Raw genomic sequence first — 15964 nt, forward strand, 5'->3', positions numbered from 1 at the left:
GCCGGACCTCAGCGCACCCCGGACGCCCGCCGCTGCCGCAGCGCCGCCACCCTCCGGTACAGCTCCACCGCCTCCGTGCCGCGGCCGAGCTGCTCCAGGCAGTGGGCCTCGTCGTTGCGGCTGGCGAGGGTGTCGGGGTGGTCGGGGCCGAGGACCTGTTCGCGGGCGGCGGCGACGCGGCGGTACTCCAGGAGGGCGTCGGGCCAGCGGCCGAGCCAGCCGAGGCCGACGGCGACCTCGCGGCGGCTGACCAGGGTGTCGGGGTGGTCGCCGCCCAGGACGCGTGCGCGGATCGCGCACACGTCGCGGGCCTCGGCGAGGGCCTCCTCCCAGCGGCCGAGGCGGCCCAGGTTCACGCCGAGGCCGTGGCGGGCGCGCAGGGTCTCGGGGTCGGCGGGGCCGTTGACGCGGGTGCGGTCGTCGATGAGGCCGCGGTAGAGCTCCAGGGCTTCGGCGCTGCGGCCGAGGCGGCCGAGGCTGATGCCGACCTCGTAGCGCGCGGCGAGGGTGTCGGGGTGGTCGCCGCCGAGCGCCCTGGTCCGGGCGTCGGCCACCTCGCGGTAGGTCTGCAGCGCCTCCGGCCAGCGCCCCAACTGGCCCAGCGCGTACGCGACTTCGTACCACGTGACGAGGGTGTCGGGATGCGTGGGGCCGAGGACGCGGGCCCGGGCGGCGGCGACTTCGCGGGCGAGCCGGTAGGAGTCCTCCAGGCGGCCGAGGCGGCTGAGGTTGAAGGCCAGGTTGTGGCGGCAGCGGAGGGTGTCGGGGTGGTCGGGGCCCGCGGTGCGCTCCCGGACCGCGAGCACCTGTGTGTACACCTGGTGCGCCTCGAAGTGCCGGCCGAGCTGGCCGAGGACGTACGCCATCTCCTGCCGGGCCGCGAGCGTCTCCAAGTGCTCGGCACCCAGGGTGCGTTCGCGCCCTTCGGCGACGCGGCCGTACTCGCGCAGCGCGTCCGCGGGCCGCCCGGTGCGGCTGAGCGTGAAGCCCACCTCGTACCGGCTGGCGAGGGTGTCGGGGTGGTCGGGGCCGAGCACGTGCTCGCGCTCGGCGGCGACGGCGCGGTGCACCTCTCCGGCCTCCGCCCAGCGGCCGAGACGGCCCAGGCTCAGGCCCGCGTTGTGGCGGCTGACCAGGGCGGCGACCACGGACGGCGGCGGCGTGGGCCGCTCGGGGGCGGGCGGCGGCACGACCGTGTGGCGGCCGGTGGCGCGCGGGATCCACTCGCCGGTGAGGCCCGCCGCGGCGTCCGGAGGGGTGGTGCGCAGGGCGGCGCCGGTCGCCTTGTGGCCGGTGGTCATGCCGCGTGTCCAGGATGGCAGGGCGGGCTCGCGCCGGTCGGGCGGCAGCGGCTCGCTCCGGTCGGGCGGGGCGGGCTCGGGGCGGCGCAGCGGCGACGAGACGACGGTCGGCACATAGCCGGAGGCGGCTGGCGCACTGCGGCCCGCGACGATACGGCGGCCCAACTCACGGGCGTCGCGGGGCCGTTCGTCGGGCTGCTTGGCGAGCAGGTCGAGGACGATCCGGTCGAAGTACACGGGCAGTTCGCCGCGGCGGCGGCGCGGCGGCTCGGGCGGCGTGTCGCGGTGCCCGACGAGCACCGCCCAGGCGTCCTCCAGGTCGAACGGCGGCGCCCCGGTGGCCAGTTCGTACAGCACGCACCCGAAGGAGTACAGGTCGCTGCGCTGGTCGACCTCGGCGCCGCTGATCTGCTCGGGCGACATGTAGTGCGGCGTGCCCATGGCGATGCCCGTGCCGGTGAGACGGGAGGTGAAGCCGATGTCGTGGCCGAGCCGCGCGATCCCGAAGTCGCAGATCTTCACCGTGCCGTCGATCAGCCGCATGATGTTGGCGGGCTTCAAGTCCCGGTGCACGATGCCCTGTTCATGGGTGTACGCGAGCGCGGAGGCGACCTGGTCGGCGATGTCCACGACGTCGGGGACGGGCAGCGGATGCTGTCTGTAGTCCTCCAGGAGCTGGCTGAGGTTGCGGCCCTGGAGGAGCTCCATCACCAGGAACAGCACGCCGTCGTGCTCGCCGAAGTCGTGCACGACGGTGACCCCGCGGTGCTGGAGCGCCGCCGCGACCCGCGCCTCACGCCGGAACCGCTCCCGCAGGACCCGCGTGAACGACTGGTCGTGCTGCGCCCCGAGCGGCTTGAGGCACTTGACGGCGACCTTGCGGCCGAGCGATTCGTCGTGCGCCCGCCACACTTCGCCCATGCCGCCGCGACCGATCAGGTCGAGCAGTCGATACCGGCCCTGGATCAGCCTGGTGTCCGCCATCGCGTGCCGTCGCCCCCGTCGCCTCGCTGCGCCCTCCCCGGCCCGTCCAGTATGGCGTCCCGTCTGTCGACTTTGTACGGGACTTTGCGCGGGTCGGGGCGGCTGCCGGGGCCGAGGCGGGCCATGGCGCGCAGGATGTGCTTCGGCGGGAGTTGCCAGCGGATACGGGAGGGAACACGGCGCAGCAGGGTGCCCGTGACGACCAGGCGGCGGGTGACCGTCCGGGGTGCCGGGGCGGGCCTGCCGTACAGCTCGTGGGCGTAGCGGGGCAGCGACGCGTACGCGAGGTTCGCGACGCGCCGCCACAGCAGGTCGCGTGCGGGGACCAACAGGGGCCGGGTGGGCGGGCGTTGCAGGAAGTCGTCGACGGCGCGGGCCTCGGGTCCGGCGGCGAGTTCGGGCCGTACCTTCTCGAAGTAGGCGGCGAGTTCGGCCGTGGACGCCGGTACGTCGCCGGGGTCGAGCCCCACCAGGCGGGCGCTCTCGCGGTGTTCGGCGACGTACCGGTCGGCGGCCGCGTCGCTCAGCGGGAAGCCCGAGCGGCGCACGACGTGGAGATAGGAGTCGATCTCCGCGCAGTGCACCCACAGGAGCAGCTCGGGTTCGTCGACGCCGTAGCGCTCCCCCGTGTCCGGGTCGGTGGCCGACAGCATCGTGTGGATCTTCCGGACCCGGGCGCCCGCCTTCTCCGCGGCCTCGGTGGTGCCGTACGTCGTCGTCCCCACGAAGTTGGCCGTACGCATCAGGCGGCCCCAGGCGTCCTTGCGGAAGTCCGAGTTCTGCATGACGCCCCGCACTGCCCGCGGGTGCAGCGCCTGAAAGTACAGCGCCCGCACCCCGGCGACCCACATCATGGGGTCCCCGTGCATCTGCCAGGTCACCGACGAGGGCCCGAAGAGCCCGGCGTCCGCCTCCCGCATGCCGTCACCTCCTTACCGCAGGTTACGCACACTTCCGGGGCGCGGGGAGGGCCGGAATCAGATGGGCAGGGCGTCGACGGTGGGGACGACGGTGCCGAACAGGTCGGTGATGGCGGTCAGGGCGGCGGTGTGGAGGCGGGCGGCGGGCAGGACGGTGCCGTCGGGGGTGGCGAGGGAGCGGGTGGCGGTGGCCTCGGCGACGACGGTGGGGCGGTAGCCGAGGTTGAAGGCGCCCTGGGCCGTGTAGTTGACGCACATGTGGGTCATGAACCCGGCGAGGACCAGGTCCTTGCCGCTGCCCGGGGCAGCGGCAAGGTCGGACAGGGTCCGCTCCAGCTCCGTGGCGTGGAAGGAGTTGGGGAACTGCTTGACCACGACCGCCTCGCCGTCCGCCGGTGCGACCTCGTCGCTGATGGCGCCGATGTGGGCACGGATGTCGTACGGGGTGTTCTCACCGCCGTCGTTGAGGACGTGCACGACCGGGGTGCCCGCGGCGCGGGCGCGCTCCAGGAGCCGGGCACCGGCCGCGAGCGCCTCCTCGGCGCCCTCCAGGGCCATGACGCCGGTGCGGTAGGTGTTCTGGAAGTCGATCATGATGAGGACGGAGTCGCTGAGCTGAGGCGGCCGGTTGTCCAGGCCGATGACGTCGCGCAGGGTGGTGGAGGGCTGGTCGGGGCTCATGGGGTGCCTTTCGTAAGGGAATTCAGGGGAATTCAGGGGACTGAGGCATGGCGAAGCTGTTCGCCGCGCCTGCGTGCATGCGTGCGTACGGGAAGGTCTGAGCGTGAAAAGGGTGGTCAGGCGGCCTGGGTGCGGAAGCGGCGGCGGTACGCGGCGGGTGTGGTCGCGAGCTGCCGCTTGAACGCCCGGTGCAGGGTCTCCGCGGAGCCGAGCCCGGCCGTGGCCGCGACCTGGTCGAGCGGGACGTCGGTGGTCTCAAGGAGGCGCCGGGCCACCTCGACCCGGGCGGCTTCGACGTAGGCGGCGGGACTTGCGCCGGTCTCCTGCTTGAAGACGCGGGCGAAGTGCCGCTCGCTGAGGCACATCCGGGCCGCGAGCACCTCCGCGGACAGGTCCGCGTCGAGGTGGTCGGCGATCCACAGCCGCAGCTCGTCGATGTCGCGCCGGGCGGACGCGGGCCGGCTGAGCGGCACGGAGAACTGGCTCTGTCCGCCCTGCCGTTTGAGGTACATCACCAGGTCCCGGGCCACCGCGAGCGCGACCTCCTCGCCCAGGTCCTCGGCCACCAGGGCGAGCGCGAGGTCCAGGCAGGCGCTGATCCCGGCGCCGGTCCACACGCGGCCGCGGTCGGTGCGGACGAAGATGGGGTCCGGGTCGACCGTGACCGCCGGGTGCTCGGCGGCGAGCTGGGCGGCGGTCGACCAGTGCGTGGTCGCCGTCATCCCGTCCAGGAGCCCGGCCGCCGCCAGCACGTGCGCGCCCACGCACACCGACGCCACCCGCCGGGCGTGCGGGGCGGTCCGCCGCACCCAGGCCACGATGTCGGGGTCGATGCGGGCCCGCGGGCCGTCGTCGGTCAGGTCGACCGCGCCGGGCACAAGCAGCGTGTCCACGTCCCCGCCGACCTCGTCGAAGGCCAGATCGGCGAGCAGCCGCACCCCCGCCGACGTCCGCACCTCACCGGCGGCAGGCCCCGCGAGGCGCACCTGGTACCCGGCGCGGCCCGCGGCCTGCCGGTTGGCCAGCGAGAACACCTCGGCGGGGCCGGTGACGTCGAGGAGATCGACATCGGGGAAGACCGCGATGACGACCCGGTGCGGAAGGGGCATGTCCCCATCCTCGGCGGTGCCGCGCGTGGCCGCAATGACGGCTTGCTGTCACATCCGGACACTGCGGTCAGGCGCGCCGCTGTGCCGGGCCACCAGGGTGGAGGCGGCCGGGCCGCCGGGTGGGTCACCCCAGCCGGGCTTCCCACCTGGTGTTGGGCCCGGCCGCGTCGGCCGGGAGGCGGTCCCGTGCGGCGGTGTCGCCGTACATCGTCCAGCGGGCCCAGTCGACGACGGTGTTCGGGAAGCGGTTGTCGCTCCAGAAGCTGGTGTGGCTGCCGCCGACGAAGGTGAGGAACGCCTTGGGCCAGGTCATCTCCGTGTACGCCTGCCGGGCCGAGGAGTACTGCGTGGTGGAGTCCCGGTCGCCGTGCACGAACAGGACCTTGGCGGAGACCGAGCTGGACGGGTTGCCCATGTCCACGCAGGACTGGGGGTTTGCGGAGATGATCCGGCTGTCGGGCCAGGAGGTCAGCAGACCGTGGGTGACCATACCTCCCAGGGAGTGGCCCGAGACGCCGACGCCGATGCCGGTGTTGATGTGTCCGGCCAGCGGTCCGCTCGTGTTGAGGGCGAGGGTGTTGGTGAGGATCTGCGAGACGTCCTTGGAGGTGTTGCCGTTGTTGATGTCGGTGAAGTTGTGGTTGAAGTGCGGGGCGGGGACGATGAAGCCCGCCGCGGCCAGGGCCCGGATGATGAACAGGGAGTTCTGCGGGCTGCTTCCGTAGCCGTGGGTCATGTTGTAGACGGGGAAGACCCCGGCTGCGACCGGGGCGTCCGTCACCGGACTGCCGCCGGGGGTGCCGGTGGCGGGGTAGTAGACGTAGGTGGTGCACGGGCGGCTGCCGCGGGTCCAGTTGTACCTGCGTACGCCGACCGCGAACGGCGTGGTCGGCGCCGGGTCGAGTGGCCCTGCGGCGGCCGGTGCCCGTCCTGAGCCGAGCAGGGACAGGCCCACGCCCGTCGCTCCGGCCGCGCTCATGCTGAGGAAGGTCCTTCGGTGCATGGTCATGGCTGACTCCTGGGTCGCTTGGCGAAGGAGGTTATGAGGTGGTGGAAGCGTGTTCGCCGCGTCTGGGAACGACGTCGATGACCGCCGTGACCGGCCCTGTGCCGGTCATCCCGGTGACCGTCACCTCACCCGGCTCGTCGGTCGCGCCGGGTGGCAACGGCTTCCAGCGGACGGGGACACCGGTGATCGTGTCGTTGGCGGTGGTGAGCATGCGGATGGAGGAGGGCAGCTTCGGGGCGGCGCCCACCACGGTGGCGGTGTAGACGGTGTCCTGGAGGATGTGCTTGGCGCGGCTGGCGTTGAAGACGTTGATGGACGCGTGCGGCTCCCACGTGTTCGCCGGTCCGGGCACGGCCCGGAACATCGGCTGGTAGCCGGCCGGCTCCCACACCAGCGCCCCTGAACCGCGGTTGTCGACCACGTCGTTGGCGGCCTGGAATACTCTCCGGATGGCGTCCGCCTGCCCCTGAATTGTGCGCGGGTAGGGCGAGTTGGGCAGCGGCGAGCCGTCGCCGCCCGAGGCGGGGTAGGCGGTTTCGGCGATGTCGATTTCGTAGCCTGGATAGCTGGTGGCCATGGTGTTCAGATTGAGATCCAGCGCCTCGGGCGTGCCATGCCACTCCGGGTAGTACGAGACGGCCAGCACGTCAGGGTTCTGACCCTTCGCCTTCACCCGGGTGAGGAACTGGTGCCAGAACTCCATGGTTTTGGCGAGCTTGTCCTTGTCGACGATCACGTGTATCTCGACCTTGGATGTCGGTGACGCGTCGCGGACGGCTTTGATCCCGGCCGCGGCCAGGGTGGTGAACCGGTCCCACGACTGGTCGTAGAGCTTCTGTTCCGCCGGGTCGGTCGACTTCCAGTACTTCCACAGCAGGCCACCGCCGGGCTTGGACTGGTAGACATCGGCCTGGTCGACGAAATACGGCGGACTCGTCGTGCCGATGAGGGCCGCCTCGCTGCCGTACATGAAACCGTTGATGATCTCGTTGCCGACGGCCACCTTCTCCGGCGTGGTGCCCTGCTGGATCAACCGGTCCAGATAGTCGGCGGTGAAGTCGTACACGGCCTGGGACAGGTCCGCGAACTCCAGCTCGGCCCAGGCGCGTGGCTTTGGTTGCTTGCTCGGGTCCGCCCATGAGTCCGCGTAGTGGAAGTCGATCCCCAGGCCCATGCCCCGCTGCTTGATCCACTGCGCTGAGACCAGGGAGCGCTCCGGACCCTGGCGCGGTATCGGCGTCGGTTGACCGGTGCTCTCGCTGCGCGGCTCGTTGAATATCCGCAGCCGCGTGTGCTGCATGCCACGATCCTTGGCCACGTCGAGCAGGTGTGGCCCGGCGCCGCGGTCTTCGGCCAGGGGGTCGACCCAGTACTGCTGGTCCTGGACGTCGTCCATCCAGGACAGATCGGCGCCGAGGACGAGGTCGTCGCGCAGGTAGTTGAAGACCTGGAGCTCGCTGACACCAGCCCGGGCACGGCCCGGCCCACCGGTGAACATCAGCCGGACGAAGCGCGTTCCCGGCCGGGTGAACAGGTGCACTTCCCCTCGCGACGCGGCTCGGTTGTGGGACCTGTCGGCGATGGTCTTCCACCGGCGGCCGTCGGACGAAGCCTCGACGACGTACCGGTGGGCCACGCCACGGTCCGGGAACATCACCTTGACCTTGCGCAGGTTGTCGTAGGTTCCACCGAGGTCGACGGTGAGCCGCTGCCGGGCGCCGGCACGACCGGGGTGCCAGGACGTCGTCGGGTCGCCGTCGATGGCCAGTCCGGCGTTCGACGAGCCGTCGCCGGCCGTCGCCGAGGCCCAGGGCTTGGCGGCGATATTGCTTTCGATCGGCTTGATGTCCGCGGTTCCGAAGGTCGCATGGGCCGGCGTGGGCACCATGAGTAGAGTCGCGGACACCATGGTGGCCAACGTCGTCATGCTCGCGATGACGCGGGCCGGACGCTTGCTGCCCATTCCTTCTCCTGACGATGTGACGGTGTCGTGGTCCCAAGGACGTGACCCTGCACGCTCTGCCGGTCGAAGAGACCGGCAGAGCGTGGGATGTCACCCCGACGGCGGTGGTGTGTCGGCAGAGGTCTTGACGAGTGAGAGCTGGTCGACGATGGCGCCGCCCGAACCCGACGCCCGCACGGTGACGGTGGCGGCCCCGCTGGGCAGCGCGATGCCGGTGAGCTCGCGCTTGGCCCAGCCGCTCGACGACGGGATGCCGAGGGTGCGTTGGCTGCCGTTGGCGCCGGTGATCACGACCTGACCGGCGCTGCCCCGAGCGTGCAGGGACAGGGTGTAGGTGCCTGCGGGTACCGACGCGATCCGCTGCTCGACGCCGCCGCTGTTGCTCACCTGGAGGGCGAAGCGAGATCCGTTCACACCACCGTTGACGTTGGTCACCGAACCACCGAGGTTCCGCCATCCCCGCACACTGGAGACGATGATGCGGTCGGCCTGGATGTCCGGGTTGAGGATGTAGTTGTTCGCCGGCCCGACGCGCCACTCTCCGGTCGTGACGTTGAACTGCCACTGGCTCACCGAGTGGAACTGCGGCCTCGCGCCGGCCTTGGTGATCGGCACCCACTGGTTGTATCCGATGCCGTTCCAGGCGAAGTCGGCCCAGCGGTCGCCGGCGTAGATCACCGTGTTCTGCTTGGTGCCCTTGACCGTCACGAAGAACCCGGTCTGGGTCACGTGGCTGTAGTCCATCTCGGTGCCGGCAAGGACGTACTCGCTGCTGTAGGAACCCTGGACGTTGCTGCTGGTCGACTCATTGACGTAGTTGACCGAGGTGTTCCAGCCGTGCAGGTCCGACGCCGCGTGGTAGTACTTGCCGTCGAGCTTGAACATGGCGTTGCCCTCGCGACCGGCGCCGCTGCGGATCTGCGCGCCTGGCTCGATCCGCAGCGAGTCGGACTCCCGGAACTTGGCCACGAAGCCGCGAGAGCGTCCTTCGCGGTTGGAGAAGATCAGGTAGTCCTTGCCGTCGTCGTCGGTGAAGACGGTCTGATCTCCGGTGCCGGTCGTGGGCGAGTTGGTGATCTGGGTCTGGAAGTAGCCGTAGTCGAAGGTGTCGGTGGGTGAGTCGCCCTGCAGGAGCAGGACCCCGTGCCCGCCTCCGACGTAGGCCTGGACGGCGAGTACGTATTTGCCGGTGTTCTCGTTGTACGAGACCCCGAGCCGCCCGACCCACCCTGCCTGACCGAGGGTGGCGCCGTTTTGGATCGGGGTCGACCGCGTCGCGACCCGGTTCTCGAACTTCCAGTTCACCAGGTCCTTGGACGAGTACACGGGGATCGACCTGAAGCTGACCTCGCCGTCGTACTTCCTCGTCGGATTGGCCCGGTAGGACTCGGCGCCGAGGTAGTGAACGCCGTACCAGTAGTAGGTGTCACCGAACTTGAAGACCCCGCCGCCCTGCGAATAGATGGGGTTGCCGCTGGTGTCGTTCCAGAAGGTGTTGTTCGTGATGGTCTGGAACGTGCCCTCGTCGGCAGCCTTCAGGTCGGCGGCGGCGTTCATCAGGGCCGTCTTCGCCTCGGCGACCTCCGACTTGGTGGCCGATGTGTCGTCGGCTACCGCGTCCGCGGAACGCAACGCCTTGGCGAAGGGTTTCCAGGAGCCGGCCGTGTACTTCGACGGAGCGCGGGTCTCGTACTCGGACACCAGGTACTTCAGGCCGCGATCCACCACCGGTCCGGCAGCGGCACGCTGGTCTGGGAGCTCCCTTGTCGGTGTCTCCGTCGCCGGTGTCCGCGTTGCAGGTGGCTCCGCCGCAGCGGTGCTCGCCGAGACCGGTGCCGCTAACGCCACGGACAACAATGCGGCGGCGGCCACCTTCCAGTACTTCGACATGACACGCGATCTTTGCTTCAAGATGTCACCTTCCATCGTGCTCAAAGGCGCCGGGATCCGGCGCAGTTCCGCTGAAGGGCAGTCCCACGTCGGTGCCCTTGTCGATCAGGGCACTGTTCGCCGCGAGACGGAGGTGGGGCAGCACGGGCAGGCTCCCGTCGGTCTGGCGGGGCGCGTCCCAGCCGGACGTCGACACACTCTGGAACTGGGAGTCCGACAGGGGGATGCCGAGGTTCCAGGAGTTGTACGCGGCGTTCGTGCCGTTCATGTACGACGTCGGCGTTCCGGTGTAGGCGATGTTGTTGCGCAGGTGGCCCCGGCCGACGGCGGCGCCGCTCGAGTCGACTCCCCGCATGTTGAAGTTGGGGTTGTTTCCGTAACCGGTGTTGTTGAAGAAGTCGTTGGCCACCGGGTGGTGGTTGGCGTAGAAGCCGGCGGCCTTGTTGAGGAACGCCACCGAGAGGCGGACGGTGTGCTTCGGCGCGTTGGCCTCGTAGTCGCCCCCGTAGCCGCCCGCCTTGAAGCCGGCTCCGTTGCCGGAGGGCGTCGTGGTCCCCGGCACGTACCCGTTGCGCCAGGCCCACGAGTTCTCGATGATCACGGGCGAGTAGGTGGAGATGAGGTCGAAACCGTCATCGGCGTTCCACCACGCGCGGCATCCCCGGAACACGTTCGCGGGGCGGCCGGCCGGCGTGTAATGCGAACCGAACCCGTCGGCGTTCTCGCCGGGCCCGTCATTGCTGCGCAGGTCGTAGTTGTCATGCGCGTCCGAGTTGAGAACGAGGTTGGCGCCCCCGCCGCTGATGAACAGGCCGGTGCCCATGTGATGGTGGGTGTTGATCTGTTCGAAGATGTCGTTGCTGCCGGATACCCAGATTCCCCAGGACTCGGCGTTCTGGTTGTTGTTCTGCGGTACGCCGGTGACTTCCAGTCCTTTGAGGTGGATCCAGCTGCCGGTGACGTTGAAGCCCTTGATGCGGCAGTTGTCCGTCATTCGCGAGAAGTCGAAGACCGGTTTCTCGCCCGGATGGGCCCAGTACCGGATCGGGTTGCCCGAGCTGCCGCTCTTGTTCAGCGTGATCGCGTCGACTCGGGCGGTCTGGCTGGAACAGGCGCTGTTCGCGCGGGTGTAGGCGTAGGTGCCGCCCCGGAAATAGACCGTGTCGCCCGCCTTGGCGACGGCCTGCGCACGGGCGATCGATGCCCACGGAGCGGCCTGCGTACCTGCCGCCCCGTCATTCCCGTTCGGGGCGACGTAATAGGTGTTTCCGGCCGCCGCATCGCTCGCGGACGCCGAGCCAGGGGCCATCGCGACGGACATCGCCGTGACCACCGAGAGCAGGAGGGCAGGGGTGGCGAACTTCGCGGTTCTCACAGCGTCATCTCCCGGGGTAGGTGATGTGCGGCCGAGGTGGCCGGGTCATGCCGGCAGCGAGGAAGGCCCGCCGGCCATGCGCGTGCTTCTTCAGAACTTCATGGCGCCGGCAGCCAGGTTGGCGATGAAGTGGCGCGAGCCGATCAGGAAGACCCCGATCAGCGGGATCACCGACATGAGCGCTCCGGCGATGACCATCGACTGGTCGGTGGTGTAGACGCCGTTCAGCTGCTGCACGGCCACCTGCAGCGTCACCTTGCCCGGGTCGGTCATCACGATCAGCGGCCACAGGTAGTCGTTCCAGATGTGGAAGAAGGTGAAGATCCCCAGGAACGCCAGCCCCGGGCGGAGCACCGGCAGCCCCACCGTCCACCACTGGCGGAAGAACCCGGCCCCGTCGACCCTCGACGCCTGGATCAGCTCGTCGGCGATCGCCCCCTGCGCGTACTGGCGCATCCAGAAGATCCCGAACGCGTTGGCCGCACCGGGAATGATCAGCGCCTTGAGCGAGCCGACCCAGCCGAGCCAGGCCAGGGTGACGAACTGCGGCACCAGCGCCAGCTGCATCGGGATCATGAAGGTGGCCAGCACGATCCAGAACAGCACCCTCCGCCCGGGGAAGTCGTACTTGGCGAAGGCGAAGGCGGCCAGCGAGTCGAAGAGCAGCACCAGGAACGTCACGGCTGTGGCGGCCACGACGGTGATGCCCATCGACCCCCAGAAGTCGATCCCGTCGAACACCTTGTTCATGTTCTCCCACAGGTGGGGGCCGGGGATCAGCTTGGGCGGGTAGGCGAAGATGTCCCCGGTGGTGTTCGAGGCCATCACGAACATCCAGTAGAACGGGAAGATCGTGATCAGCACGCCGAGGAGGAGCACGGCGTGGCCCACGATCGTCCGCGACCTGGCGGCCGTCTCAGCGCGCACGGGACTTCCCCTTCCGCTTACGGGTGCCGATCGCGTCCTCGTCGCGGCCGCCGATCAGCCGCCAGTTGATGACGGAGAACACCGCGATCAGGAGGAACAGCGCCCAGCCGACGGCCGCGCCGTAGCCGAACCGGTTGAAGACGAACGCCTGCTGGTACAGGTAGAGCACGATGGTGGTGGCCTCGCCGCCGGGCCCGCCGACGTTCCCGTTGTCGTCCACCGGGAACAGCACCTGCGGCTCGGTGAACAGTTGCAGCCCGCCGATGGTGGAGGTGACGGCGACGAACAGGATCACCGGACGGAGCATCGGGATGGTGATCCGGAAGAAGGTCTGACGGTTGGTGGCGCCGTCGACCTTGGCCGCCTCGAACACGTCGCTGGAGATGGCCTGCAGGCCGGCCAGGCAGATGATGGCGTTGTAGCCGACCCACCGCCAGGTGGTGATCGCCGCCACGGAGACCTTCATCGCCCACGGGTCGGACAGCCAGCCGACCTCGCCGGCGTTGATGGCCCGCAGCGCGCTGTTGAGCAGCCCGGAGCTGTCGCTGAAGACCGAGCCGAGCACCAGGGTCATCGCCACGATCGAGGTGATGTTCGGGACGAAGTAGGCCACCCGGTAGAACGCCTTGAACCGCACGGCGGTGTGCAGCGCGTAGGCGATGACCAGCGCCAGAAAAATCATCGGGACGGTGGACAGGAGCCAGATGATCAGGGTGTTGCCGATCGACTGCCAGAAGTCGGAGTCGGTCACCAGGTACGCGTAGTTCTCCCAGCCGATCGACCGCATCTCTCCGATGCCGTCCCACGACATGAACGACAGGTAGACGGAGAAGCCGACCGGGAAGATGCCGAAGACGGCGAAGAGGATGAAGAACGGGGAGACCGCCGTGTACATCGGCCAGTAGCGGCGCCAGCCGGGCAGCGGCCTGGACCCGTCCGGCGGCGGCTTGGCGGCGCTCACTCGCCGGTTGACGGGCTTCCCGCGGAGCGCATTGGCGAGGCCCATTCACATCGCCCCCTCGCGGGTGAGTTCGCGCTCGATGGTGTCCTGGGCGTCCCTCCATGCCGTGTCGACGTTCTTGCCGGACTCCACGTCGGCGAGCTCGGCGGCGAAGACGGGGTCCATCACCCGGTCGTACGGGCTCTTGTAGACGGTCTTGACCCCCCGCGCCGACGGGCCGAACACCTCGATGGTGCGCTGCCCGCCGTAGAAGGGCCGAGGCTCACGCATCTGAGGCCTCGTGAAGGAGCGCGGGGAGGACGGGAACAGCGACATCTCCGTGAACGCCTTGACCTGGTTCTCCGGAGACTGCAGCCAGGTGATGAACTTGTAGGCCGCCTCGGCGTTCTTGGAGTACTTGGTGATCGCCAGGAAGGAGCCGCCCCGGTTGCCGGCGCCGCCGGGCGGGTCGGTCACCCGCCACTTGCCCTTGGTCTTCGGCGCGGCCGACTCCGGGAAGGCGAAGCCCCACCACACCGCGCCGATGCCGACCGGCTGGCGGCCGCTGGTGACCACGCCGTACAAGTCGGTGGAGCCCTCCGGGGCGCCGGCCGACAGGCCGTCCCTGCCGATCCGGTAGGCCAGTTCGAATGCCTCGCGCAGCTCGTCCCGGTCGCCGATGTAGCGGCCGTCCTCGGTCATGTACCTGCTGGCCAGCTGGCTCAGCCGGATGTCCCAGACGTGGTGGATGTTGGGGCAGATCACCGCGCGCTGCTGGGACTTCCGCAGTTCCTTGCCCAGGGCGATGAAGCCGTCCCAGTCCGGGGCCCGGGCGGCGAGTTCCTTCGGGTCGGTGGTGATCCCGGCTTCCTGAAGCAGGTCGGCGCGGTAGAACAGCCCGGTGGGGCCGGTGTCCATGGGGAACGCGATCATCCGGCCCTCGGGCGTGATGCACTCGTTCCACTTCCAGTCCAGGTACCGGCTCTTCAGCGCGGCCGCGCCGAAGTCGTTCAGGTCGACGAACACGTCCTGGTTGGGGAAGTAGGTGGCCACGTCGGAGTTGATGCCGATGATGTCCGGCACCAGGGACTTGCCGGCGAGCGCGGTACGCACCTTGGTGTTGAAGTGGCCGCCGATGTTGGTGCGGCTGAGTCTGAAGCCCTCGGCCCCGGGAATGCCCTTCGTCTCGGCCCGGGCGACCAGCTCGTCGCTCACCGACCGGTCCCAGGCCCACAGCGTGATCTCGTCCGAGTCGCCGAGCGAGCGCTGCGACCCGCAGCCGACCGGCCCGAACCCTCCAGCGGCCGCTCCGGCGCCCAACGCCAGCAGCCGCCTTCGTGACACTGCCATGGAGATGCCTCCTGTCACCACTGATGCGGAGGTACGAGGGCCCGAGGCGGCGGGAGGCGGTGCCTGCGATCTGCTCGTTGCGCGGCACACGACTGTGAACGTTCCCACATCGCTTCGAATGACAGAAAGAGTCGCGATCGGGCTCTCATCTGTCAATCGCTGCGACCTAATCACTTTGAACTCAGATCAGGCCGTCGGCCATCAGCCGTGACTGTGACCGATCCCAGCGCTCATGCCGGCGATCGTATGGGCACTGATGTCGAGGTGCGGACCGTCCGCGGACCGGGCCGCCACCAACCGGACGTGTTCCTGGGCCGGTTGGGCCAGGCCGTCGTACACCGCGACGCACACTTCCCGCGCCCGGGACCGGGGCCAGTCGGCCGGCAGCAGATCGACGGGCAGCAGGGGGTCGAGCACCGGGAAGTGGCGGTAGGTGTTCATCACCTCCGTACGGGCGCGCACCGCATCGGCGCCGGTGATGCCACCGGCGCCGATGCGGTGCAGCAGGCTGCTCCACCGCCGGACGAAGATCTCGTACTGGTCGGCGATGCCGGGCAGGTCCCATGCCTCGATCGGGTTGCGGTTGGCTTCCGTCTCGAGGTCCACCTGTCGTGCGCGGAACACGCTCACCGAACCTGGCGCCAAGTCGGCCAGTTCGGCACGCCCCTTGGGGGTGAGCGGGTGCGGCGATGCCCAGACCGCGTCGTACAGCGGCGCGTATCCCCGCCACCGCAGCGCGGTGCGCAGCGCGCGCCGTCGCGTGCTCTCCTGTTCCGGCACGGAGAAGGCGACCAGTGTCCACCTCCCGTCCCACGAGTCGGGTTGCGTGGTGAACGTGGCGATCGAGGCACCGCCGCTCCACAGATCGACAGCGGCCTCCCGCGTCAGCCGATAGGAGCTGTACCGGCCGCGCCGACTGCTCTCCAGCACCCCTCGACGGGCCAGCCTGCTGATCGTCGTACGGGCGGCGCCGGCCGCCACGTCGAACTCCCCCAGCAATGCCACGATCGCCGCCGCCGGCACCCAGGCCCGCGCCGGAAACGTGTAGTCAGCGATCAAGGTGACCGCCAGGCCCGCCGGTGAACCGCCGGCCTGCCAGCGCGGCAACCGCATCGGCCGAGTGCCGTCGCCGGAGAAGATCTCCTCGAGATGGGAAAGGTTCGCCAAGGTCCGCTCCCACGCGTCGCATCCGACGGCCGTCTCGCGCCAGGGAACGCACACCCGGACATCGCCTGACTGGTCATCGATGAATGACAGTTCGATGCCCGGTCGGACGCCGAGTGAAGCATGTTTCCGATCCCGGCTCAGGACACCGCGTCCGACCTGCTCGGCCCCGACCTGCTGGTCGCGCCCGTGTTCTCACGAGGGAGACGTCTCGTACTGCGGGCCTCATGCAGCGATCCCTTGGCGCCCTGAGGGCTGGCCTCGGGCGGGCGGGAGGTGCGTGATGGCGCGGGCGGTCGGCAGTACTTGAAGGCTTGGCAGGCCGCCCGCCATGCACGGCGGCTTGCCAAG

Annotated in this window: 12 protein-coding genes; all 12 read right to left on the bottom strand. The window is 69.6% G+C overall.

Features of this window, described 5'->3' with window-relative positions:
• Positions 1 to 8: 8 nt before the first annotated feature.
• The 12 genes from AC0KTA_RS07270 to AC0KTA_RS07325 all read right to left on the bottom strand — a co-directional run bounded on the left by AC0KTA_RS07270 (position 9) and on the right by AC0KTA_RS07325 (position 15616).
• Positions 9 to 2285 carry a serine/threonine-protein kinase gene (locus tag AC0KTA_RS07270; RefSeq protein ID WP_481054284.1) on the bottom strand — a complete coding sequence of 759 codons (2277 nt, stop codon included), beginning with the start codon at positions 2283 to 2285 and terminating at the stop codon, positions 9 to 11.
• Positions 2267 to 3205 carry an oxygenase MpaB family protein gene (locus AC0KTA_RS07275; RefSeq protein WP_481054285.1) on the bottom strand — a complete coding sequence of 313 codons (939 nt, stop codon included), beginning with the start codon at positions 3203 to 3205 and terminating at the stop codon, positions 2267 to 2269. The genes AC0KTA_RS07270 and AC0KTA_RS07275 overlap by 19 nt, the downstream gene beginning before the upstream one ends.
• A 57-nt stretch (positions 3206 to 3262) precedes the next feature.
• The gene (locus AC0KTA_RS07280) at positions 3263 to 3886 is read right to left on the bottom strand and encodes an isochorismatase family protein (RefSeq protein WP_481054286.1); all 624 of its coding nucleotides are present in this window, start codon (positions 3884 to 3886) and stop codon (positions 3263 to 3265) included.
• Between the two features lie 116 nt (positions 3887 to 4002).
• On the bottom strand, positions 4003 to 4995 hold the full coding sequence (locus AC0KTA_RS07285; protein ID WP_481054287.1) for a GlxA family transcriptional regulator: 993 nt from the start codon (positions 4993 to 4995) through the stop codon (positions 4003 to 4005).
• Positions 4996 to 5119: 124 nt separating this feature from the next.
• Positions 5120 to 6004, bottom strand: coding sequence for an alpha/beta hydrolase family protein (locus tag AC0KTA_RS07290; protein ID WP_481054288.1), 885 nt, complete (start codon positions 6002 to 6004; stop codon positions 5120 to 5122).
• A 31-nt stretch (positions 6005 to 6035) separates the two neighbouring features.
• Positions 6036 to 7967, bottom strand: coding sequence for a glycosyl hydrolase 53 family protein (locus AC0KTA_RS07295; protein ID WP_481054289.1), 1932 nt, complete (start codon positions 7965 to 7967; stop codon positions 6036 to 6038).
• Between the two features lie 90 nt (positions 7968 to 8057).
• Positions 8058 to 9692 (bottom strand): family 43 glycosylhydrolase, encoded by a 1635-nt coding sequence (locus AC0KTA_RS07300; RefSeq protein WP_481054290.1) that lies wholly within the window; start codon positions 9690 to 9692, stop codon positions 8058 to 8060.
• A 190-nt stretch (positions 9693 to 9882) separates the two neighbouring features.
• Positions 9883 to 11232 (bottom strand): right-handed parallel beta-helix repeat-containing protein, encoded by a 1350-nt coding sequence (locus AC0KTA_RS07305; RefSeq protein WP_481054291.1) that lies wholly within the window; start codon positions 11230 to 11232, stop codon positions 9883 to 9885.
• A gap of 90 nt (positions 11233 to 11322) precedes the next feature.
• On the bottom strand, positions 11323 to 12159 hold the full coding sequence (locus AC0KTA_RS07310) for a carbohydrate ABC transporter permease (protein ID WP_481054292.1): 837 nt from the start codon (positions 12157 to 12159) through the stop codon (positions 11323 to 11325).
• Positions 12149 to 13165: a carbohydrate ABC transporter permease gene (locus AC0KTA_RS07315; RefSeq protein ID WP_481054293.1), complete on the bottom strand. Its 1017-nt coding sequence runs from the start codon at positions 13163 to 13165 to the stop codon at positions 12149 to 12151. The genes AC0KTA_RS07310 and AC0KTA_RS07315 overlap by 11 nt, the downstream gene beginning before the upstream one ends.
• Positions 13166 to 14449, bottom strand: a complete 1284-nt coding sequence (locus AC0KTA_RS07320) for an ABC transporter substrate-binding protein (RefSeq protein WP_481054294.1) — start codon at positions 14447 to 14449, stop codon at positions 13166 to 13168. It lies immediately after the preceding gene.
• Positions 14450 to 14650: 201 nt separating this feature from the next.
• Positions 14651 to 15616 (bottom strand): PaaX family transcriptional regulator, encoded by a 966-nt coding sequence (locus AC0KTA_RS07325; protein WP_481054295.1) that lies wholly within the window; start codon positions 15614 to 15616, stop codon positions 14651 to 14653.
• Positions 15617 to 15964: the final 348 nt, after the last annotated feature.

The sequence above is a fragment of the Streptomyces sp. Y309 genome, from assembly GCF_056712025.1.

Bases quoted from the DNA above. Each gene is read 5' to 3' on its own strand.
- AC0KTA_RS07270 (WP_481054284.1), bottom strand. From the start codon at position 2,285: ATGGCGGACACCAGGCTGATCCAGGGCCGGTATCGACTGCTCGACCTG.
- AC0KTA_RS07275 (WP_481054285.1), bottom strand. From the start codon at position 3,205: ATGCGGGAGGCGGACGCCGGGCTCTTCGGGCCCTCGTCGGTGACCTGG.
- AC0KTA_RS07280 (WP_481054286.1), bottom strand. From the start codon at position 3,886: ATGAGCCCCGACCAGCCCTCCACCACCCTGCGCGACGTCATCGGCCTG.
- AC0KTA_RS07285 (WP_481054287.1), bottom strand. From the start codon at position 4,995: ATGCCCCTTCCGCACCGGGTCGTCATCGCGGTCTTCCCCGATGTCGAT.
- AC0KTA_RS07290 (WP_481054288.1), bottom strand. From the start codon at position 6,004: ATGACCATGCACCGAAGGACCTTCCTCAGCATGAGCGCGGCCGGAGCG.
- AC0KTA_RS07295 (WP_481054289.1), bottom strand. From the start codon at position 7,967: ATGGGCAGCAAGCGTCCGGCCCGCGTCATCGCGAGCATGACGACGTTG.
- AC0KTA_RS07315 (WP_481054293.1), bottom strand. From the start codon at position 13,165: ATGGGCCTCGCCAATGCGCTCCGCGGGAAGCCCGTCAACCGGCGAGTG.
- AC0KTA_RS07320 (WP_481054294.1), bottom strand. From the start codon at position 14,449: ATGGCAGTGTCACGAAGGCGGCTGCTGGCGTTGGGCGCCGGAGCGGCC.